The sequence below is a fragment of the Pseudomonas sp. SLFW genome (assembly GCF_009905615.1).
Taxonomy (GTDB): domain Bacteria; phylum Pseudomonadota; class Gammaproteobacteria; order Pseudomonadales; family Pseudomonadaceae; genus Aquipseudomonas; species Aquipseudomonas bambusae.
This window is the reverse complement of sequence record NZ_JAAAKW010000001.1, coordinates 428,261-448,175: the sequence shown is the minus strand read 5'-3', so window position 1 is coordinate 448,175 and position 19,915 is coordinate 428,261. Positions and strand designations below refer to the sequence as shown.

Sequence of the window (19,915 nt, the reverse complement as noted above, 5' to 3'; positions counted from 1 at the left end):
GCAAGCTGCAAGAGGGCGCGCCACTGTGCCGGCTTGCAGCTTATGGCTTGAGGCTTGTAGCTGGGAGGAACGACCCCATGAGTCTGGAAAATATTTCGTGCCAGAAAAGCTTCGGCGGTTGGCATAAACGCTACAAGCATCACTCCGATGTGCTGGGTTGCGACATGGTGTTTGCCGTCTATCTGCCGCCGCAGGCCGAGCAGGGTGGCAAGCTGCCGGTGGTGTACTGGCTGTCGGGCCTGACCTGCACCGATGAGAACTTCATGCAAAAGGCCGGTGCCCAGCGCATCGCCGCCGAGCTTGGAATCATCATCGTTGCGCCGGACACCAGCCCCCGCGGCGCCGACGTGCCGGGTGATCCGGACAACGCCTACGACTTCGGTCTGGGCGCCGGTTTCTATCTGAATGCCACGGAGCAACCGTGGGCGCGTCATTACCGCATGTACGACTACGTGGTCAGTGAGCTGCCGACGTTGATCGAAGCGCATTTCCCGGCCTCCGACAAACGCAGCATCAGCGGCCATTCGATGGGCGGTCACGGGGCGCTGGTCTGTGCCTTGCGCAACCCGGGGCGTTACAAATCGGTGTCGGCGTTCTCGCCCATCACCAACCCGATGGATTGCCCGTGGGGGCAGAAGGCGTTCTCCCGTTATCTGGGCGAAGACCGTTCGCGCTGGCGCGAATGGGACGCCAGCGTGTTGATCGCCGACGCGGCCGAGCGCTTGCCTCTGCTGATCGATCAGGGCGACCGCGACGACTTCCTTGCCAATCAGCTCAAGCCCGAAGCGTTGGTACAGGCGGCGAAGACGGTGGGTCACCCGGTGGAACTGCGCATGCAGCCCGGTTATGACCACAGCTATTACTTCATCGCCAGCTTCATCGAGGATCACCTGCGTTATCACGCCGTGGCGTTGGCGGGTTGAAACGCTGCCACAGGTTTTAATACATGCAGCCCCTACAGCGAGGGACGCCTCGTCTGACAAGCACTGTATCAGCCAGTCATACGCCCTAATGTCCGACAAAGTAGGTAGAATCACGCCCTGACTTTTTCAGGGCGTTTTTTATGCGTATTGGCCACGGCTATGATGTGCACCGTTTCGCCGAAGGCGATTTCATTACCTTGGGTGGGGTGCGGATTGCGCACAAGCATGGTTTGCTCGCACATTCCGACGGCGATGTCCTGTTGCACGCGTTGAGCGATGCCCTGCTGGGCGCTGCAGCGCTGGGCGACATCGGCAAGCATTTCCCCGATACCGACCCGCAATTTAAGGGTGCTGACAGCCGCGTGCTGCTGCGTCACGTCCTCAAGCAAGTGCAGGCCAAAGGCTGGAAGGTCGGCAACGTCGACGCCACCATCGTCGCTCAGGCCCCGAAAATGGCGCCGCACATCGACACCATGCGCGCGCTGATTGCCGAAGACCTTCAAGTCGAACTCGATCAGGTCAACGTCAAGGCGACCACCACCGAGAAGCTCGGCTTCACCGGCCGTGAAGAAGGCATCGCGGTTCACGCTGTTGCGCTGTTGATCGCCGCATGACTGAATTCGAACTCTTGGGCCCTCGGGCTTATGGCGAGGCACTGGGAGTCGCGGTACTCAAAGCCACCGCCGAAGACTTTCAGGTCGATGAGGTGCTGGACATCCCGCTGTCGGGTGATGGCGAACACTTGTGGCTGTGGGTGGAAAAGCGCGGGCTGAACACCGAAGAGGCTGCACGGCGTCTGGCGAAAGCCGCCGGTGTGCCGTTGCGTACCGTGGCGTACGCCGGGTTGAAAGACCGTCAGGCGCTGACCCGTCAGTGGTTCAGCATCCAGTTGCCGGGCAAGGCCGATCCGGACATGTCGGCGGCCGAGAACGACACCCTGAAAATCCTCGACAGCAAGCGTCACAAGCGCAAATTGCAGCGCGGGGCCCATGCGGCCAACGGTTTCACCCTGCGCCTGACGCACCTGCAGGCCGACAAGTCCCTGCTTGATCAGCGGCTTGAAGCCATCAAGCAGCACGGTATCCCCAATTATTTCGGCGCCCAGCGCTTCGGCTACGAAGGCGGCAACGTGGGCGAAGCCCGTCACTATGCCGAACGCCAGGCCCTGCCTGAACAGCGCAACGTGCGTTCGCGACTGCTGTCGACGGCGCGCAGCTATTTGTTTAATCAGGTGCTGGCGGCGCGGGTCGCCGATGGCAGTTGGCAGCGGGCGCAGGTGGGCGACCTGTTGGCGTTCACCGACAGTCGCAGTTTCTTTCCGGCGGGCGAGGCTGAGTGCAGCGACCCGCGTCTGGCGATCCTCGATCTGCACCCGACCGGCCCGCAATGGGGCGCAGGCGATTCTCCTGCAGGTGGTGCCACCGCCGAGCTTGAAAACAGCGTCGCTCAAGGCGAGTTCGCGCTTTGTAACTGGTTGATAAAAGCGGGAATGGAACACGAACGTCGCATCCTGCGACTGCCCATCGGGCGGTTGACGTGGCATTATCCCGAGCCTGACATTCTGCAACTGGAATTCGTCCTGCCCGCCGGATGCTTCGCCACCGCTTTGGTGCGCGAACTGGTTGATCTGGCGCCCGCAGGACAGACGGACAGCTCATGCGTATTCTGATTTCAAATGATGATGGGGTCTCGGCACCCGGACTCGCTGCGCTCCACGGAGCGCTGGCGGACTATGCCGAGTGCGCGGTCATTGCGCCCGATCAAGACAAGAGTGGGGCCAGCAGTTCGCTGACCCTTGATCGCCCGCTGCACCCTCATCGCCTGGACAATGGCTTCATCAGTCTCAATGGCACGCCTACCGACTGCGTTCACCTCGGCATCCATGGCCTGTTGGAGCATGAACCGGACATGGTGGTATCGGGCATCAACCTCGGCGCCAATCTGGGCGATGATGTGCTGTATTCCGGCACTGTGGCGGCAGCACTGGAAGGCCGTTTCCTGCAACGCCCGTCGTTTGCCTTTTCATTTTTGTCCCGTCAGGTCGATAACCTGGCAACGGCTGCGCATTACGCCCGGCTTCTGGTCGAAGCGCATGAGCAGCTCGACCTTCCACCCCGTACCGTATTGAACGTGAATATTCCCAACCTGCCACTTGAACATGTGCGCGGCATTCAACTGACCCGCCTGGGCCACCGGACCCGCGCTGCAGCGCCCGTGCGGGTGGTCGATCCCCGTGGTCGGGCCGGTTACTGGATTGCGGCTGCCGGCGATGCCGAGGATGGTGGGCCAGGCACTGATTTTCACGCGGTCATGCAAGGGTATGTGTCGATTACACCGTTGCAGCTGGATCGAACCTATCAGGACGGTTTCAACAGCCTGAACGCCTGGCTGGAGGGAATGGCCTGATGTCCCGTGAACAAGATGATCTGTTGCGCCGTGGGGTGGGATTCACCTCCCAGCGAACCCGCGAGCGCCTGATTCAACGATTGTACGAAGAAGGCATCAGCAACACTCAAGTGCTCGACGTCATCCGCAAGACCCCTCGCCATCTGTTCGTTGACGAGGCGTTGGCTCACCGCGCCTACGAAGACACGGCGCTGCCCATCGGCAACAACCAGACGATTTCCCAGCCCTACATGGTGGCGCGCATGAGCGAGCTGCTGTTGGCGGCCGGGCCTTTGGATAAAGTGCTGGAGATCGGCACTGGCTCTGGTTATCAAACCGCCGTGCTCGCGCAACTGGTCGAGCGGGTGTTCTCCGTCGAGCGGATCAAGGTGTTGCAGGATCGGGCCAAGGAACGTCTGCTCGAACTCAATCTGCGCAATATGGTGTTTCGTTGGGGGGATGGCTGGGAAGGCTGGCCGGCGCTCGCGCCTTATAACGGCATCATCGTCACCGCCGTGGCGACCGACGTGCCGCAGGCCTTGCTGGACCAACTGGCACCCGGCGGTCGTCTGGTGATTCCGGTGGGGTCGGGTGAGGTGCAGCAGTTGATGCTGATCATCCGAGAGGACAACGGCTTCTCCCGGCATGTCCTGGGGGCGGTGCGTTTCGTGCCTTTACTCAACGGGCCGCTGGCGTAAGCGCTGTTTTGCAGCTGCAATGAATTCCGTGAGGCGCCACCTGTCTACAGGCTGGCGATTTTCGATGAGGGCCTGGCCCGTCGACGTCTCTCGCCGTGAAGTTTTTCGTAACCAGTTTCCCCATGGCTGCCGGTCATCACCAAGACACAATAGGCAGCTTTAATTCAGTCACCAGTAAAGGGAGTGGCGGGTGAGTCTCACAGTCATTCGGCAGCGTACGTTTTCAGCAAGTTTTCCACGTCTGGTGATTGGCATTGCTTTGAGTGTCCTTCTGGTCGGTTGCTCCAGCGCGCCTTCGGGGGGCGTGCGTGTCGTCGACCGCAACGCTGCCAAGCCCGCTGCGCCGGTTCGTCAGCCTGTCACGACCGGTCAGTACGTCGTCAAGCGCGGCGATACCCTGTTTTCCATTGCCTTTCGTTACGGTTGGGACTGGAAGGCATTGGCAGCCCGTAACAACCTCCCTGAGCCCTACACCATCCACGTCGGCCAGACCATTCGCTTCGACGGGCGCTCGAATTCGAGTGCACCTGTCGTAGCGGCGGCGCCCGTGGTTGTACCCCAGGCCGCAGCGTCCGGGAGCACCACGTCCAATTCAAGTTCGCCTTCGGGTTCAATCAAGACCACCGTTATTACACGTCCTGTTGATTCAACTTCAGGAAGTAACGGGCCGCCCGCAACTACGCCTGTAACGACGCCAGTGAATACGCCCGTTATTGCGGGAGCGCGTTCTCCGAGCGGTTGGGCATGGCCAACTAGTGGTGTTTTGATTGGCAAATTTTCTTCAAACGGTAGTTTGAATAAAGGCATTGATATCGCCGGTGATTTGGGACAGCCTGTTTTGGCCGCGTCTGATGGTTCTGTTGTATACGCCGGGAGTGGATTACGGGGCTACGGCGAATTAGTGATCATCAAACACAGCGATACCTACGTCAGTGCTTACGGTCACAACCGTAGGCTTTTGGTTCGGGAGGGGCAACAGGTCAAGGCAGGGCAGGCAATTGCCGAGATGGGGTCCACGGGGACTGACCGGGTGAAACTCCACTTTGAGATTCGCCGTCAGGGTAAACCGGTAGACCCACTGGAATTCTTGCCACGTCGTTGATCAGTTGTCAGCCTGTTCCTGCCGTAGAGGGGACAGGCTCACGTGATGCCAAGGAAAAAGGCGCCACTGGAGCTTGAGGTCGAACTCACCAAAGGACTATAACAATGGCTCTCAACAGAGAAGTGCCGGAGTTTGACATAGACGACGAGGTCCTCCTTATGGAGCACGGGATCGTCCTGGATTCTGCAGCGGATGAGAAGCCAGCTACACCTTCTGTTCGTGCGAAGGCCAAAAACTCCACAGCACTCAAGCAACACAAGTACATCGACTACACGCGGGCACTGGATGCCACGCAGCTCTACCTCAATGAAATCGGTTTCTCTCCGTTGCTGTCTCCGGAAGAAGAGGTTCACTTTGCGCGTCTGTCGCAGAAAGGGGACCCGGCCGGACGCAAACGCATGATTGAGAGCAATCTGCGCCTGGTGGTCAAAATCGCCAGACGCTACGTCAATCGGGGCTTGTCATTGCTGGACCTGATCGAAGAGGGCAATCTCGGCCTGATTCGAGCGGTCGAGAAATTTGATCCGGAGCGCGGATTCCGGTTCTCCACATACGCGACCTGGTGGATTCGTCAGACCATCGAGCGCGCCATCATGAATCAGACGCGGACCATCCGCCTGCCGATTCACGTGGTCAAAGAGCTTAACGTTTACCTGCGTGCGGCACGTGAGCTGACACAGAAGCTTGACCATGAGCCATCCCCTGAAGAAATCGCCAACCTGCTGGAGAAGCCAGTGGGTGAAGTCAAGCGCATGCTGGGTCTCAATGAGCGGGTTTCCTCTGTGGACGTCTCGCTCGGGCCTGACTCGGACAAAACCCTGCTCGACACGCTGACGGATGACCGGCCCACTGATCCCTGTGAGCTGCTGCAGGACGACGACCTGTCCCAAAGCATCGATCAGTGGCTGTCTGAGCTGACCGACAAGCAGCGCGAAGTGGTGGTACGCCGCTTTGGGTTGCGCGGGCATGAGAGCAGCACACTGGAAGACGTTGGTCTGGAGATTGGTCTCACTCGCGAGCGTGTACGGCAGATTCAGGTCGAAGGCTTGAAGCGTCTGCGGGAAATTCTTGAGAAAAACGGCCTGTCCAGCGAATCGTTGTTTCAATGATTTGGCCCGTGTCTTGTCTGCTTCAATAGCGTGATGGCACCGAAAAAAGCCCCGATCATTCGGGGCTTTTTTATTGTGACGATATGAAGTTGTGATCATGAACAATCAATTATATTTGCAGCGGTATATGTCGTGTTTAATCTTTCTTCAGAGTGTGGGGATATCTAACTTTAGTTGTAAGACATTTCTCACGCGAGCTGTCAGTCATTGCACTTAAATCTGACAGTGAGAGCCGCCTTAATTTGCACGATAGTGTTTATCTCACTGATTTAGCGGCTGTTTATTTTTAGTGGTGTATGCCACCTCGAATTTTTTTGCAAACTCCGGGGTATTGCCCTGTTCGAATAAATCACTACTATCAGAACTGTACCGACGGATTGGTACAGGCGGTCAAGGAAGACTGCTCAAGGACATCGCAGGATGCGATTCATCAGGATGATGAAAAAGGATTGAAGGGATTACGGAAAAAATGTGGGCGGGTCAAACCGCCCCTTTTTTTGCCTGCGAAAAAGTGGGCATACGATGCACAGCAAAAAGGCCCCGAGGGGCCTTTTGCGTTTCCGGGGATCGCGCGGGGCTTAGCGCTCCAGGTCAGCGATCTTGCCAGGCTTGCCGTCCCACGCTTCAGCGTCCGGCAGCGGGTCTTTGCGCTCGGTGATGTTGGGCCAGACATCTGCCAGCTCGGCGTTCAGCTCGATGAAGTTCTCCATGCCGGCCGGAATCTCGTCTTCAGAGAAAATCGCAGTGGCGGGGCATTCGGGCTCGCAGAGGGCACAGTCGATGCACTCGTCCGGGTGAATCACCAGGAAATTCGGGCCTTCGTAAAAGCAGTCCACCGGACAGACTTCTACGCAGTCGGTGTACTTGCACTTGATGCAGTTGTCGGTGACGACGAAGGTCATTTCTAATTCTCTCCTCAGGCGGCGGCAGCAGAGCCCTTCACGTCAGGGTTGCTCGGTTGGGATCGTTCCCGGCCATTCAGAACACAGTCAGTCCGGCCCACCCTGCGGGGCAGGAGGGGCGTGGCTTGGTTCGCCATGTTCGAACGCGGCTCGGATTTCATACAGCCAGGCTAAAGGCCGTACCGTTCCCAAACCGCGCGGGATTCTAACAGCTTGTTGCAAATACCGTTAGATCCGGTTTTGCAGTCCATATAACAAATCGAGCGCCTGGCGCGGTGTCATGTCATCGATTTTCAGCTTCGACAACTCCTCCAGCACCGGGTGCGGCAGGGTGGCGAACATGTCCGCCTGCTGCGGTGCAGGTGCCTTGCCGGGTTTTGGCTTGGGCTGCTCGTGGGGCAGGCTGGTGGTTTCCAGACGCTGCAAGTGCTCCTTCGCGCGGGTAATAACGTTGCCTGGAACGCCCGCCAGTTGGGCCACGGCCAGGCCATAGCTCTGGCTTGCGGGGCCGGGCAGGACGCGGTGCAGGAACACGATGCGCTCGTTGTGCTCGGTCGCGTTCAGGTGCACGTTCGCCACCAGTGGTTCGCTTTCCGGTAACACCGTCAGCTCGAAATAGTGCGTGGCGAACAAGGTGTACGCCCGCAACTGGGCGAGACATTCTGCCGCAGCCCATGCCAGGGAAAGCCCGTCAAAGGTGCTGGTCCCGCGACCGACTTCGTCCATCAACACCAGGCTCTTGTCGGTGGCGTTGTGCAGGATGTTCGCGGTTTCGCTCATTTCCACCATGAACGTCGAACGGCCACCGGCCAGGTCATCGCTGGAGCCGATGCGGGTGAAGATGCGGTCCACCAGCGACAGCTCACAACTGGCGGCCGGCACGAAACTGCCGATGTGCGCCAACAGCACGATCAGCGCGGTCTGGCGCATGTAGGTGGATTTACCGCCCATGTTAGGACCGGTGATCACCAGCATGCGGGTGTTGTCATTGAGGTCCAGGTCGTTGGCCACGAACGGCGTTGAAAGCACCTGCTCGACCACCGGATGACGACCTTGCTCGATGCGCATGCATGGCTCGTCGATGAAGCGCGGACGGTTGAGGTCCAGGTTCAGCGCGCGCTCGGCCAGGTTGCTCAACACGTCCAGCTCGGCCAGTGCGGCGGCGGTGTCCTGAAGCGGCGCGAGATGGCCGATCAGGTCTTCCAGCAGCGCCTCGTAGAGCATCTTCTCGCGGGCGAGCGCACGGCTTTTGGCCGACAGGGCCTTGTCTTCGAATTCTTTCAGCTCGGGCGTGATGAAACGCTCGGCGCCCTTGAGCGTCTGGCGACGGATGTAATCGGCTGGCGCTTGCTCGGCCTGCTTGCTCGGCAGCTCGATGAAATAGCCGTGCACGCGGTTGTAGCCGACCTTGAGGTTGGCGAGACCGGTGCGGGCTTTTTCACGGGTTTCCAGATCGATCAGGAACTGTCCGGCGTTTTCGCTCAGCGACAGCAGCTCGTCCAGTTCACCGTCGTAGCCGGTTTTCAGCACGCCGCCATCGCGAATCACCGCAGGCGGGTTATCGATGATCGCCCGTTGCAGCAGATCAGCCAGCTCCGGGTAGGTACTGGCTGTTTTCGCCAGCGCTTGAATGTGCGGCGCTTCAAGTTCGGCCAACGCCAGTTGCAGCTCAGGCAGTGCGCCGAGAGCATCACGTAGGCGTGCGAGATCGCGAGGGCGAGCATTACGCAGGCCGATCCGCGCCAGAATCCGTTCGATGTCGCCAATTTCCTTGAGCTGCGGTTGCAGGTTTTCGAAGCGGTAGCGCTCCAGGAAACAGCCGATGGATTCCTGACGGGCTTGCAGCACCTTCAGATCGCGCAACGGCCGGTTCAGCCAACGGGTCAGCAAACGCGTTGCCATGGCCGTCTGGCAGCGGTCCATGACCGATTGCAACGTGTTGTCGCGACCACCAGCGAGGTTGGTGTCCAGTTCCAGATTGCGGCGGCTGGCACCGTCGAGGATTACCGTGTCGTCCATGCGCTCGTGGCGCAGGCTGCGCAGGTGGGGCAGAGCAGTGCGCTGGGTTTCCTTGGCGTAACCCAACAGGCAGCCCGCGGCGCCGATGGCCAGGGTCAGGGTTTCACAGCCGAAGCCCTTGAGGTCTTGGGTCGAAAACTGCTGGCACAGACTTTTATGCGCGGAATCCCGTTCGAAATCCCACGGCGCGCGACGGCGTGCGCCTCGGCGTTTTTCGGCCGGCAGACCTTGTGGCCAATCGTCCGGGATCAGCAGTTCCACCGGGTTGATGCGCTCGAGTTCCGCCAGCAGGTTTTCCCAGCCCTTGATCTCTTGAACGGTGAAGTTGCCGCTGGTGATGTCCAGCACCGCAAGGCCGAACAGGCGTTCGTCGCCCAATACCGCCGCGATCAGGTTATCGCGACGCTCATCCAGCAAAGCTTCATCACTCACCGTGCCCGGCGTGATGATCCGCACGACCTGGCGCTCGACCGGCCCTTTGCTGGTGGCGGGGTCGCCGATCTGCTCACAGATCACCACCGACTCACCCAGTTTTACCAGCTTGGCCAAATAGCCCTCGGCCGCATGGTAAGGAATGCCGCACATAGGGATGCTCTGGCCCGCCGACTGACCGCGTGCAGTCAGCGTAATGTCCAGCAGCTTGGCGGCCTTCTTGGCGTCTTCGTAGAAAATCTCGTAGAAGTCGCCCATCCGATAAAACATCAGTTGATCCGGATGCTGATTTTTCAGCCTCCAGTACTGCTGCATCATGGGCGTGTGGGAAGAGAGATCGGAAATTGCTTTATTCATCAGTTATTTAGGCAAATTCGTTAGGAGATTTGGGCAAATGGACGGGGTCGCGGGGAACACCACCTACGTGGGCCGACGTCAAATCCGATTGCTTTTGCGATGGGCGCAAGGTTACCACGCACGTTCGCTGGCCGCAGGTTCGGCGTATTCGTCACGGCGCGTTTCCGGATCGACATAAGCGCTGAACGGCTGTCTAGGCTGTCGGGGTCACTGCCCGATTCCGGGCAGGCTTATCGAAAGGGACTTTTATATGCGACGTAAACGTGGAAGGGATTCAACCAACGGGCGCTTCATTACGCTGGACGAAGCGCGCCGCCGCCCTCGGGAGACCGTTATCGAAACGGTCAAGAAACCCTGTCCCGAGAAACGGGAGCCGAAATAAAGCTTCATGCAGGCGCGGTCACGACTCAGGCCGCGTTCTGCCTTGCACCTGCACGTCGGTCGTGTAGCGTGTGCCCATCGCTTGAATGTTACGGAGAAGAGTTGTGGACGAAATCACTCAATTGGCCACTGCCTTGGGTAAGGGCCTGTTGGAAGCCAAGGCGCAGGTCAGCACCGCTGAATCCTGCACCGGAGGCGGCATTGCCGAAGCCATTACCCGTATCCCCGGCAGCTCGGCCTGGTTCGAAGCCGGTTATGTCACGTATTCCAATCGTCAGAAGACCCAGCAATTGGGCGTGCCTGAAGCTTTGTTCGGCCGCGTGGGTGCTGTCAGCCGGGAAGTGGTCGAGGCCATGGCCCGAGGCGCACAAACCCATAGCACCGCGAAATTCTCGGTCGCCGTCAGCGGCGTGGCGGGTCCTGATGGCGGTTCAGTTGAGAAGCCGGTGGGCACCGTCTGGATCTGTTGGGGGGCAGCCGATCAACTGATTGCCGAGCGTTTTCAGTTCGCTGGAGACCGGGATGCCGTGCGCCGACAAACGGTAAAGGCCGCTCTAGAGGGGCTGATCCGCCTCGCTCGCGGAGAAATACCAAATCGGGGGTAGGCGCGCGCGCAACCCTGTGGAATAATACTGTTCACTTATACAGTTATATCGGCCATCAGGCCTAACCGATTACGAGAGGACTTCAATGGACGACAACAAGAAGAAAGCCTTGGCTGCGGCCTTGGGTCAGATCGAGCGTCAGTTCGGCAAAGGCGCCGTGATGCGCATGGGCGACCATGACCGCCAGGCTATTCCTGCTATCTCCACCGGCTCTCTGGGTCTCGATATCGCTCTGGGTATCGGCGGCCTGCCAAAAGGCCGGATCGTTGAAATCTACGGTCCTGAGTCTTCCGGTAAAACCACCATGACCCTGTCGGTCATCGCTGAAGCTCAGAAGATGGGCGCCACCTGTGCGTTCGTCGACGCCGAACACGCCCTCGACCCCGAGTACGCCGGCAAACTGGGCGTCAACGTTGACGACCTGCTGGTCTCGCAGCCGGACACCGGCGAACAGGCACTGGAAATCACCGACATGCTGGTGCGTTCCAACGCCATCGACGTGATCGTCGTCGACTCCGTGGCCGCACTGGTGCCGAAAGCTGAAATCGAAGGTGAAATGGGCGACATGCACGTCGGCCTGCAAGCCCGTCTGATGTCTCAGGCGCTGCGTAAGATCACCGGTAACATCAAGAACGCCAACTGCCTCGTCATCTTCATCAACCAGATTCGTATGAAGATCGGCGTCATGTTCGGCAGCCCGGAAACCACCACCGGTGGTAACGCGCTGAAGTTCTACGCTTCGGTTCGTCTGGACATCCGCCGTACCGGCGCGGTGAAAGACGGCGACGAGGTGGTCGGTAGCGAAACCCGCGTCAAAGTCGTGAAGAACAAGGTGGCGCCTCCGTTCCGTCAGGCTGAATTCCAGATTCTGTACGGCAAGGGTATTTACCGTAACGGCGAAATCATTGACCTGGGCGTGCTGCACGGTCTGCTGGAGAAATCCGGTGCCTGGTACAGCTACCAAGGCAACAAGATTGGTCAGGGTAAAGCCAACTCGGCCAAGTTCCTGCAGGACAACCCGGAAATCGGCGCGACCCTGGAGAAGCAAATCCGTGAAAAACTGCTGACCGCAGCGCCGGATGTCAAAGCCCAATCGTCTCGCGTTGCCGCAGATGATGTGGCCGAAGTCGAAGACGCTGACATCTGATAGCAGCCATGTCGGTAGCGCTTGATACGCCCGTCGCCGTACGGCGTACTGCAATGGACCTGCTCGCACGTCGCGAGCACGGTCGAGTCGAGCTGACGCGTAAATTGCGTCAGCGCGGCGCCCCTCCTGAATTGATCGAAGCTGCCCTCGACCGTCTGACGGAAGAGGGGCTGCTGTCCGAATCCCGTTATCTCGAAAGTTTCGTTTCCTACCGTGCCCGTTCCGGATACGGTCCTTTGCGTATTCGCGAAGAGCTTGGGCAGCGCGGGTTGCAGCGCGCCGACATCGAGCTGGCGCTTCGGGAATGCGGCATCGATTGGCGAGAAAAGCTGGAAGAGTCCTGGCAGCGCAAGTTCGGCGGGCAGTTGCCCAAGGATGCGCGTGAGCGGGGGCAGCAAATGCGATTTCTAAGCTATCGAGGCTTTCCGCCGGAGCTCATAGGCCGCCTGTTAAGCGGTAAAGGCCATGACGACTATTGACCAGAGGCTGTAACCGCCCGGCCCGGACGGTTACAGATATCCACTCATCACGTCGCTTTCAACGGCTCCCGCCCACGTGCTGCCTGAGCCTGTGCCGGCTTCGCCCAGTTCTCGCTCAGGTTGATGAAGTCCACCAGTGCCCGGAGGCGTCCATGGTTCCGGCCATTGAATTTAAAGGCGAGCCGCGAAAGGTGGCTGAACTGCTCGTCGTCGTGTTCGTCCTGATGCGCGTATTGCTGGAAGTCTTCGCTCAGTCGCAGGTCAGCAAAAGCGTTCTGCAGATGATCGAGAGCGTTTTCATTCAGCGCGTGATGCATGCGGATGATGAAGGTGTTCTTCAGCCAGCGGCTTGAATGGAAGTTGCTGTAGAACTGGTTGATTTCAGCCACCGCTTCCTCTGCGCTGTACACGAGCTTGAGCAGGTTCATGTCGGTGGGCAGGATGTAGCCGTTGGCTTCGAGTTCGTTGCGGATGAAATTCAGAGCGCCTTCCCAGAAGGTGCCACCCGGGGCGTCCAGCAGGACAATCGGCACCAGCGGGCTTTTCCCGGTCTGGATCAGGGTCAGCACTTCCAACGCTTCGTCCAGCGTACCGAAACCACCGGGACAGAGGACTAGGGCGTCGGCTTCTTTGACGAAGAACAGCTTACGTGTGAAGAAAAAATGGAAAGGCAGCAGGTTGCCCGTGCCATCGACTGTGGCGTTGGCGTGCTGTTCGAAGGGCAGGGTAATGTTGAAGCCCAGGCTGTAATCCAGCCCCGCGCCTTCGTGGGCGGCGGCCATGATCCCGCCACCGGCCCCAGTGATGACCATCAGGTCGGAGGCTGCGAGTTGCTTGCCCAGTTCGCGAGCCAAGCCGTAGACGGGGTGTTCGACCGGGGTTCGTGCCGAGCCGAAGACCGTGACCTTGCGGCGGCCTCGGAACTGTTCGAGTACGCGGAAGGCGTTATCCAGTTCGCGCAGGGCTTGCAGGGTGATTTTGGCGTTCCAGCGATTGCGATCGTCCTGAGCCATGCGCAGTACGGTCAGCATCATGTCGCGGTAGAGCGGTAGGTTCGGGCTGTTGGGGGCGACCAGGCTGAGTTGTTCTTCGATCTTCGCCAGGTCGATCCCGTTGTCCTGGAAGTGGCGGGACAACACGTCATTGGGTACGTAAGGCATGCAAACTTTCTCCTTCTGCAGAATCATCGACCCTGTCCGTCGAGACAGGGTCACGACGCTTCATGCGTCGCTGCTGCTGGCCATCTCCATAATAGGGCTCAGGTTGGATGGCGACAGGGTCGCGCCAACGATTCTGTCTATGTCCTTGGTTGAAAAGAAAAAAACATTGAGCGTAACGACAGCGGCAGGCAACCCCTTTTGCCTCGACGGCGTGACGAAACCGTGACTGTTCGTAAAAACCGATGGCGTGATGATGTGCCCGAACACTGAGGCTGGCAATGCCCACCTTCCGCCACAACATGAATGTTTTCCCACTCGTCGGTCAGTCGGGTCTCGGGCGTGGCCTCTGATTTACTGATAGGCATGGCAAGGTGAATGCCAGTGCAACCTGGATAGCGGCGGTTCGTGCTCAGTGGTTCGAGTGCGCACCGACGAGAAGTCGTCGAGGTTTGCCCATGCTGAAGGTATGGCATGGACAGCCCCATGGAGGGATGAAATGGAGATCAGGCTGGAAGTCGATGTGGATCTGTATCGGTCATTGAGCGAGGCGGCGCGTAGAAGCCATTCGACCGTAGAGCAGGAGTGCATCAGGCGTCTGAGTCAAAACGGTAGGCGTTCTTACTACCTTCAAGCGCTGGTCGCCGAACTGCGCGCCGAAGATCAACAACGGCGCGCGGCGTCGTGAAAAGCGGCGTTATTTCTTCTTGGCGGGCGCCTTGGCGGCGCAGTCGGCTGCGGTGATCTGCTGGGTCGTGATCAGGCGGTTGGTTTTGTATTCCTTGAATTCGTAACGCAGGATCGCGCCTTTGGCCATCAACTGACGATAGCCAGGGTTGCGGCAGACGCTGGTGCCCAGTTGGCGACCCATCAGTTCCGGGTTTTCACGCATCTGCGCGGCCTGGCCGGCTTGCACGCTGAGATGGTCGATCAGCACGCGGCCATCAACGGTGTAGCCTTCGTCGAGAATGTCTTCGCTGATGGCGTTGGGCTTGCCGACGTTGCTTTTCGCCGCGACTTGTTCCAGCTCTTTGTTCAGTTCGTAATCCTGTTTGGACGCCGCGTTGGCGAACAGCGGAGCGACGAGCAAAAGCGTGAGGGTGGGGGCGATAAGGCGAAGCATTGGACTCTCCTGGGGCAATGAACGTCGTTGGACCGGCAGCGGCCGTGGGCGTTCACTGGTGACTGGGGGTGTTCGAGGGCGAGCAGTATAGGTGAGTCGCCTCGGCGGACACCAGTGAACGGGGTGGCTCTGGTAGACTGCGCCGACTTTTTTGCATCCCGGATGTCCTTTGTGTTCCTGTCTTGTCGCTACCCGACGCCCTCGCACGGCTGCCTTGTCCCATGACCCACGCCGTTGCGCGTCTGCGCGCCGAACGCCTCGCCCGCAGCACCAAGCCTTTCATCGCTCGAGGTTCTCGTGCGCCGCGATGTGCCGGGTGTCGGGTGATCGAGAGTTATTGCCTGTGTGGATGGAAGCCGGCGGTCGAGGCCAAGTCGGCGGTTTGTTTGTTGATGTATGACACCGAGCCGCTGAAACCCACCAACACCGGCTGGCTGATCGCTGATGTGATCAAGGACACGGAGGCCTTTAGTTGGTCCCGGACCGATATCGACGAGAAGCTGCCCGCGCTGCTGAGCGACCCGCAATGGCAGCCGTACATCGTGTTCCCCGGCGAGTTCGTCGCGGCTGAGCGGGTGGTCACCGAGGTGAAGGTGGAAAACGGCAAGCGCCCGCTGTTCATTCTGCTCGACGCCACGTGGCCGGAAGCGCGCAAAATGTTTCGCAAGAGTCCGTACCTGGATCAACTGCCGGTGTTGAGTCTGGCGCCGGAACACATGTCGCGTTACCGCCTGCGCCGCTCGAAACGCGATGATCACTTCTGCACGGCTGAGGTCGCGGCGTTGTGTCTGGAACTGGCGGACGACCAGCAGGCGGCAAGTGTGCTGGACGCCTATCTGGATGTGTTCAGCGCCCATTATCTGGGCGCGAAGTTTCAACTGCCGATTGATCCGGACGATGCCCCGCACCGCTATTTGAAGGCGTTTATAGAGTGAGCGGTCAGCTGTGCGCTTTCCTCGGCCACAGCTGCGCCAGCAACATCCCCGCCAGCATCAATCCACACCCCACATAGCCGCGTACCTGCAAGGCTTCGCCCAGAATCCAGGCCCCGGCAATGGCCGCAAATACCGCTTCCAGCGACAGGATGATTGCGGCGTGAGAGGCAATCGCATGTTTTTGCGCGACGACTTGCAAGGTGTAGCCGATCCCCACCGCGACCACGCCGCCGTACAGGACAGAAGGCGCTGCCGCGACGATGGCGTCAAGCGCGATGGGTTCGAAAACCAGCGCGAGGATCAGGCTCACCACCGAGCAGGTGACGAACTGCAAAAACGCCAGACGCACCGGGTCGTGACGACTGGCGAACACCCCCACCAGGATCACATGCCCGCCCCAGACGAAAGCGCCAATCAGTTGCAGCCAGTCGCCGGACGCGACGTGAAAGTTCTCGCCCACGCTCAGCAGAAACATCCCCAGGACGGCGAGCAGACAGCCCAGCCAGGTACCGATGCCGGTCTTATGCCCGAGGAACAGGCCCAGAATGGGCACTACAATCACATACAGCCCAGTGATGAACCCCGAATTGGTGACGCTGGTAAACAGCAGGCCGACCTGTTGCAGGTTGATGCCGAGCGCCAGTGCGAGGCCCATCACGATGCCGCCTTGCAGCAAGCCTCGGGTCAGCAGGGGTTCCGGCTGAGGCCCTGTTGCGGGGCGGCGCACTATAAGTGGCAGCAGGCAGAGCGAACCGAGGGCAAAGCGCAGCCCTGAAAATAGGTAGGGACCGATGTGATCCATGCCAGCGGTCTGGGCGACGAAGCCGCTGCCCCAGATCATCGCGGTCAGGAGCATGAGCAGATCCGCTCGCAGGGCGTGGTTTTGCATGATGGCACTCGTCAAGGCAGGGCCGCGAACTGTGCCGTAAACCGTCAGGCTTGACCACCCCGGCTGTGCTGGGCATCCTTGGCGCCGCGTGAATGTCTGAACGCCGTCATCTGTCTGCTTTGGACGGCATGGCACGCGTCAGATTGACGCACCGTGAAGGCTGGCATCTGAGGATGCCATCGTGAGGGCTGAATCCGTCGGCGCTCACTTATAAACAGGATCATGAAATGACCTACGAAATCCTGATCGCCGATGACCACCCTTTGTTTCGCAGTGCCTTGCACCAAGCCCTCACCCTGGGCCTCGGCCCGGACGCTCGACTGGTCGAAGCCGAAAGCATCGCCGATCTGGAAGCGCGCTTGACTGAAAAGGCCGATTGGGACCTCGTTCTTCTGGACCTCAATATGCCGGGCGCGTATGGCTTTTCAGGGCTGGTATTGCTGCGCGGTCAATACCCGCAGGTGCCGGTGGTGATGGTCTCGGCTCAGGAAGAGGCGGCCGTGGTGGTCAAGTCCCGCGAGTTCGGCGCCAGCGGTTTCATTCCCAAGTCCAGCTCGCTCGAAACCATTCAACAGGCTGTACGGACCGTGCTGGATGGCGATGTCTGGTGGCCCGCGCAGGTCAACGAGAGCGTCAGCGTTTCGGCGGAAGCCAAAGCCGCCAGCGAAGGCCTTGCCAGCCTGACACCTCAGCAATTCCGGGTGCTGACTATGGTCTGCGAGGGGTTGTTGAACAAGCAGATCGCCTATGAGTTGAGCGTGTCAGAAGCGACGATCAAGGCCCACGTGACTGCCATCTTCCGTAAGTTGAACGTACGCACCCGCACCCAGGCGGCGTTGTTGCTGCAACAACTGGAATCTATTTCGCCGAATTGAAAAGGCTGTTTCGGCGCTTTATCTGGCTCTTCAGCGGTGGTTCTTCACACTTTTTTGACCGCCGCTGCACTAGCCTCCACCGTCTTCATTTCTCAGTAGTTTTCTTTATGACGTCCCCATTCAAGGGCCAGACTGGCCTCAAACGTATCCTCAATGCTTCCGGCTATTCCCTCGACGGCCTGACCGCCGCCTTCAAAGGCGAAGCGGCGTTCCGTCAGTTGGTGTTGCTCAACGTCATTCTGATTCCGCTGTCGTTCGTATTTCATGTCAGCCGGGGAGAGCGTGCGATTCTGATTGCCGTGTGCCTGCTGGCACTGATCGTCGAACTGCTGAACTCCGCCATCGAAGCCGCTATCGACCGCATCTCGCTGGACCGCCACCCGCTGTCCAAGAACGCCAAGGACATGGGCAGTGCGGCGCAGTTCGTGGCGTTGAGCATGATTGCGGTGGTGTGGGCGTTGATCCTGCTGGGGTAAGCCTGCCTTTAATGAGCCCAGCGTCGTTTCAAGCGATGCTCGGGAGCACGATCTCGTCGCTGCGCCGCACCCCGGCCGTGAATGCACGGCACAGGTCCAGAAACTCTCGAATCGCGTTGGTCTGATACTTTTGCTTGTGCCAGATGAAGTAAAACTGGCGAACCAGGTCCAGCTCGGGGGTTTCCACCGCCACCAGACTGCCCCGGCGAAAGGCGTCACGCAGCGCCAGTCGAGAAATACAGCCAATCCCCAGACCCGACTCCACGGCCCGTTTGATGGCTTCGGTGTGTTCAAGCTCCAGGCGCACGTTGAGGCTGTTGAGGTGATGGCGCATCGATTGATCGAAGGTCAGGCGCGTGCCTGAACCTTGTTCCCGCAGAATCCACGCTTCATGGGTTAATTCCGCCAGGGTCGCGTGGCCGCGTTTGGCCAGCGGGTGCTGTGGCGCGCAAAACACCACCAGCTCATCTTCGACCCACGTCTGGACCTCGATGTCAGGATGGCTGCAATCGCCTTCGATCAGGCCCAGGTCGATCTCGTAGTGCGCGACTTGCTGCACGATATTGGCGGTGTTCTGTACATGCAGTTTCACCTGGCTTTCCGGATGGCGCTGCATGAAACTGCCGATCAGCAGGGTCGCCAGGTAATTGCCGATGGTGAGGGTGGCGCCGACGGCCAGCGAGCCGAAGCCCGACTTGCCATTGAGCAGGTCTTCGATTTCCTTGGCCTGATCGAGCAGGGCCACCGCTTGGGGCAGCAGTTGTCGCCCGGTGGCGTTCAGGCTAAGTCGCTTACCGGCGCGGTCGAACAGCTGGCAGCTGGATTGCCGCTCCAGCTCAGTGATGGAGGTGCTGGCCGCCGATTGCGATAACGACAGCAGCACGGCCGCGCGGGAAACGCTTTCCTGCTGGGCCACGGCGACGAACACTTGCAGTTGACGGAGAGTGAATCGCATATCTATATAACCGATAACCCATATCTTGATAATCCAGTTAACAGATATTGTGTCTGCCACTAGAATATCGCGCAATGGCGCTTTCATCGGCGCAGGCAAATTTCAGGAGTTCCCACGTACCATGAGCAACATGAATCACGAGCGTGTCCTCAGCGTTCATCACTGGAACGACACCCTCTTCAGTTTCAAGTGCACCCGTGATCCTGGTCTGCGCTTCGAGAACGGTCAGTTCGTCATGATCGGTCTGCAGCAGCCAAACGGGCGCCCGCTCATGCGTGCTTACTCCATCGCCAGCCCGAATTGGGAAGAGCATCTGGAGTTCTTCAGCATCAAGGTGCCGGACGGCCCGCTGACCTCGCAGCTGCAACACCTGAAAGAAGGCGACGAGATCATCATCAGCAAAAAGCCTACGGGCACGCTGGTGCTGGACGACCTCAAGCCTGGTAAACACTTGTACCTGCTGAGCACCGGCACCGGTCTGGCGCCGTTCATGAGCGTCATTCAAGACCCTGAAACCTACGAGCGTTTCGAGAAGGTCATCCTGTGCCACGGCGTCCGTTACGTGAACGAAGTCGCCTACCGCGAGTTCATCACCGAGCACCTGCCGCAAAACGAATTCTTCGGCGAATCGCTGCGCGACAAGCTGATCTACTACCCGACCGTGACCCGCGAGCCGTTCGAAAACGAAGGCCGTCTGACCGACCTGATGCGCAGCGGCAAGCTGTTCAGCGACATCGGTCTGCCACCGATCAACCCGCAGGACGACCGCGCCATGCTGTGCGGCAGCCCGAGTATGCTCGACGAGACCAGCGAAGTGCTAAACAGCTTCGGCCTGACCGTTTCGCCACGCATGCGCGAGCCGGGCGATTACCTGATCGAGCGCGCATTCGTCGAGAAGTAAGCCTTTTCAGCCTGCTGTAACGAGCAGGTTCAGGATCGACCCAATCGCGGATGAACCGCTCGCAC

21 protein-coding genes are annotated in these 19,915 nt (G+C 59.4%); 15 read left to right on the top strand and 6 right to left on the bottom strand.

All coding sequences use genetic code 11. From position 1 onward, the window contains the following. Positions 1-77: 77 nt before the first annotated feature. The 7 genes from fghA to rpoS all read left to right on the top strand — a co-directional run bounded on the left by fghA (position 78) and on the right by rpoS (position 6,217). Positions 78-923, top strand: coding sequence for an S-formylglutathione hydrolase (fghA, locus tag GVN17_RS01850; RefSeq protein WP_166593523.1), 846 nt, complete (start codon positions 78-80; stop codon positions 921-923). A gap of 140 nt (positions 924-1,063) precedes the next feature. Next, a complete protein-coding gene (gene ispF / locus GVN17_RS01845; protein WP_166593522.1) occupies positions 1,064-1,537 on the top strand; it encodes a 2-C-methyl-D-erythritol 2,4-cyclodiphosphate synthase in 474 nt (157 codons plus the stop codon). Beyond that, entirely contained in the window at positions 1,534-2,592 is a 1,059-nt protein-coding gene (gene truD, locus GVN17_RS01840) for a tRNA pseudouridine(13) synthase TruD (protein ID WP_166593521.1), read from the top strand. The genes ispF and truD overlap by 4 nt, the downstream gene beginning before the upstream one ends. After that, positions 2,580-3,329 (top strand): 5'/3'-nucleotidase SurE, encoded by a 750-nt coding sequence (gene surE, locus GVN17_RS01835; protein ID WP_166593520.1) that lies wholly within the window; start codon positions 2,580-2,582, stop codon positions 3,327-3,329. Before truD ends, surE begins: the two co-directional genes overlap by 13 nt. Then, the gene (locus GVN17_RS01830; RefSeq protein ID WP_166593519.1) at positions 3,329-4,006 is read left to right on the top strand and encodes a protein-L-isoaspartate(D-aspartate) O-methyltransferase; all 678 of its coding nucleotides are present in this window, start codon (positions 3,329-3,331) and stop codon (positions 4,004-4,006) included. The genes surE and GVN17_RS01830 overlap by 1 nt, the downstream gene beginning before the upstream one ends. Positions 4,007-4,196: 190 nt before the next feature. Further along, a complete protein-coding gene (locus GVN17_RS01825; protein ID WP_166593518.1) occupies positions 4,197-5,108 on the top strand; it encodes a peptidoglycan DD-metalloendopeptidase family protein in 912 nt (303 codons plus the stop codon). Between the two features lie 104 nt (positions 5,109-5,212). Next, positions 5,213-6,217 (top strand): RNA polymerase sigma factor RpoS, encoded by a 1,005-nt coding sequence (gene rpoS / locus GVN17_RS01820; RefSeq protein WP_166593517.1) that lies wholly within the window; start codon positions 5,213-5,215, stop codon positions 6,215-6,217. Between the two features lie 578 nt (positions 6,218-6,795). On the opposite strand, the gene fdxA is transcribed toward rpoS, so the two are convergent. After that, a complete protein-coding gene (gene fdxA, locus GVN17_RS01815; protein ID WP_166593516.1) occupies positions 6,796-7,119 on the bottom strand; it encodes a ferredoxin FdxA in 324 nt (107 codons plus the stop codon). Between the two features lie 228 nt (positions 7,120-7,347). Further along, positions 7,348-9,915, bottom strand: coding sequence for a DNA mismatch repair protein MutS (gene mutS / locus GVN17_RS01810; RefSeq protein ID WP_166593802.1), 2,568 nt, complete (start codon positions 9,913-9,915; stop codon positions 7,348-7,350). A 479-nt stretch (positions 9,916-10,394) separates the two neighbouring features. Here mutS and GVN17_RS01805 point away from each other — a divergent pair, with 479 nt between their 5' ends. The 3 genes from GVN17_RS01805 to recX all read left to right on the top strand — a co-directional run bounded on the left by GVN17_RS01805 (position 10,395) and on the right by recX (position 12,539). Beyond that, a complete protein-coding gene (locus GVN17_RS01805; RefSeq protein WP_166593515.1) occupies positions 10,395-10,913 on the top strand; it encodes a CinA family protein in 519 nt (172 codons plus the stop codon). Between the two features lie 85 nt (positions 10,914-10,998). Next, positions 10,999-12,060 (top strand): recombinase RecA, encoded by a 1,062-nt coding sequence (gene recA / locus GVN17_RS01800; protein WP_166593514.1) that lies wholly within the window; start codon positions 10,999-11,001, stop codon positions 12,058-12,060. Positions 12,061-12,068: 8 nt separating this feature from the next. Further along, complete coding sequence (gene recX / locus GVN17_RS01795; protein WP_166593513.1) at positions 12,069-12,539, top strand: recombination regulator RecX; 471 nt, start codon at positions 12,069-12,071, stop codon at positions 12,537-12,539. A gap of 47 nt (positions 12,540-12,586) precedes the next feature. Here recX and GVN17_RS01790 read toward each other — a convergent pair whose 3' ends face one another. Further along, positions 12,587-13,699, bottom strand: coding sequence for an LOG family protein (locus tag GVN17_RS01790; RefSeq protein ID WP_166593512.1), 1,113 nt, complete (start codon positions 13,697-13,699; stop codon positions 12,587-12,589). Positions 13,700-14,195: 496 nt separating this feature from the next. Between GVN17_RS01790 and GVN17_RS01785 the strand changes: the two genes are divergently transcribed. Beyond that, positions 14,196-14,384, top strand: a complete 189-nt coding sequence (locus GVN17_RS01785) for a hypothetical protein (protein WP_166593511.1) — start codon at positions 14,196-14,198, stop codon at positions 14,382-14,384. Positions 14,385-14,393: 9 nt separating this feature from the next. Here the strand turns inward: GVN17_RS01785 and GVN17_RS01780 are convergent, their stop codons facing one another. Further along, positions 14,394-14,819 carry a PA3611 family quorum-sensing-regulated virulence factor gene (locus tag GVN17_RS01780; protein ID WP_166593510.1) on the bottom strand — a complete coding sequence of 142 codons (426 nt, stop codon included), beginning with the start codon at positions 14,817-14,819 and terminating at the stop codon, positions 14,394-14,396. A 221-nt stretch (positions 14,820-15,040) separates the two neighbouring features. On the opposite strand from GVN17_RS01780, the gene GVN17_RS01775 reads away from it, so the two are divergent. Continuing rightward, positions 15,041-15,754, top strand: coding sequence for a tRNA-uridine aminocarboxypropyltransferase (locus GVN17_RS01775; protein ID WP_166593509.1), 714 nt, complete (start codon positions 15,041-15,043; stop codon positions 15,752-15,754). 4 nt (positions 15,755-15,758) lie between these two features. On the opposite strand, the gene GVN17_RS01770 is transcribed toward GVN17_RS01775, so the two are convergent. Then, the gene (locus GVN17_RS01770) at positions 15,759-16,643 is read right to left on the bottom strand and encodes a DMT family transporter (protein WP_166593508.1); all 885 of its coding nucleotides are present in this window, start codon (positions 16,641-16,643) and stop codon (positions 15,759-15,761) included. Between the two features lie 227 nt (positions 16,644-16,870). Between GVN17_RS01770 and erdR the strand changes: the two genes are divergently transcribed. Beyond that, positions 16,871-17,518 carry a response regulator transcription factor ErdR gene (erdR, locus tag GVN17_RS01765; protein ID WP_166593507.1) on the top strand — a complete coding sequence of 216 codons (648 nt, stop codon included), beginning with the start codon at positions 16,871-16,873 and terminating at the stop codon, positions 17,516-17,518. A gap of 107 nt (positions 17,519-17,625) precedes the next feature. After that, positions 17,626-17,994: a diacylglycerol kinase gene (locus GVN17_RS01760; RefSeq protein ID WP_166593506.1), complete on the top strand. Its 369-nt coding sequence runs from the start codon at positions 17,626-17,628 to the stop codon at positions 17,992-17,994. 28 nt (positions 17,995-18,022) lie between these two features. On the opposite strand, the gene GVN17_RS01755 is transcribed toward GVN17_RS01760, so the two are convergent. Then, on the bottom strand, positions 18,023-18,949 hold the full coding sequence (locus GVN17_RS01755) for a LysR family transcriptional regulator (RefSeq protein WP_166593505.1): 927 nt from the start codon (positions 18,947-18,949) through the stop codon (positions 18,023-18,025). Between the two features lie 121 nt (positions 18,950-19,070). Here GVN17_RS01755 and fpr point away from each other — a divergent pair, with 121 nt between their 5' ends. Continuing rightward, the gene (fpr, locus tag GVN17_RS01750; RefSeq protein ID WP_005616041.1) at positions 19,071-19,850 is read left to right on the top strand and encodes a ferredoxin-NADP reductase; all 780 of its coding nucleotides are present in this window, start codon (positions 19,071-19,073) and stop codon (positions 19,848-19,850) included. The last annotated feature ends 65 nt before the right edge of the window (positions 19,851-19,915 follow it).

Coding starts and splice junctions, on each gene's coding strand:
- fghA (WP_166593523.1), top strand. CDS start 78: ATGAGTCTGGAAAATATTTCGTGCCAGAAAAGCTTCGGCGGTTGGCAT.
- ispF (WP_166593522.1), top strand. CDS start 1,064: ATGCGTATTGGCCACGGCTATGATGTGCACCGTTTCGCCGAAGGCGAT.
- truD (WP_166593521.1), top strand. CDS start 1,534: ATGACTGAATTCGAACTCTTGGGCCCTCGGGCTTATGGCGAGGCACTG.
- surE (WP_166593520.1), top strand. CDS start 2,580: ATGCGTATTCTGATTTCAAATGATGATGGGGTCTCGGCACCCGGACTC.
- GVN17_RS01830 (WP_166593519.1), top strand. CDS start 3,329: ATGTCCCGTGAACAAGATGATCTGTTGCGCCGTGGGGTGGGATTCACC.
- rpoS (WP_166593517.1), top strand. CDS start 5,213: ATGGCTCTCAACAGAGAAGTGCCGGAGTTTGACATAGACGACGAGGTC.
- fdxA (WP_166593516.1), bottom strand. CDS start 7,119: ATGACCTTCGTCGTCACCGACAACTGCATCAAGTGCAAGTACACCGAC.
- GVN17_RS01805 (WP_166593515.1), top strand. CDS start 10,395: ATGTTACGGAGAAGAGTTGTGGACGAAATCACTCAATTGGCCACTGCC.
- recA (WP_166593514.1), top strand. CDS start 10,999: ATGGACGACAACAAGAAGAAAGCCTTGGCTGCGGCCTTGGGTCAGATC.
- recX (WP_166593513.1), top strand. CDS start 12,069: ATGTCGGTAGCGCTTGATACGCCCGTCGCCGTACGGCGTACTGCAATG.
- GVN17_RS01790 (WP_166593512.1), bottom strand. CDS start 13,699: ATGCCTTACGTACCCAATGACGTGTTGTCCCGCCACTTCCAGGACAAC.
- GVN17_RS01785 (WP_166593511.1), top strand. CDS start 14,196: ATGGAGATCAGGCTGGAAGTCGATGTGGATCTGTATCGGTCATTGAGC.
- GVN17_RS01780 (WP_166593510.1), bottom strand. CDS start 14,819: ATGCTTCGCCTTATCGCCCCCACCCTCACGCTTTTGCTCGTCGCTCCG.
- GVN17_RS01775 (WP_166593509.1), top strand. CDS start 15,041: ATGACCCACGCCGTTGCGCGTCTGCGCGCCGAACGCCTCGCCCGCAGC.
- GVN17_RS01770 (WP_166593508.1), bottom strand. CDS start 16,643: ATGCAAAACCACGCCCTGCGAGCGGATCTGCTCATGCTCCTGACCGCG.
- erdR (WP_166593507.1), top strand. CDS start 16,871: ATGACCTACGAAATCCTGATCGCCGATGACCACCCTTTGTTTCGCAGT.
- GVN17_RS01760 (WP_166593506.1), top strand. CDS start 17,626: ATGACGTCCCCATTCAAGGGCCAGACTGGCCTCAAACGTATCCTCAAT.
- GVN17_RS01755 (WP_166593505.1), bottom strand. CDS start 18,949: ATGCGATTCACTCTCCGTCAACTGCAAGTGTTCGTCGCCGTGGCCCAG.
- fpr (WP_005616041.1), top strand. CDS start 19,071: ATGAGCAACATGAATCACGAGCGTGTCCTCAGCGTTCATCACTGGAAC.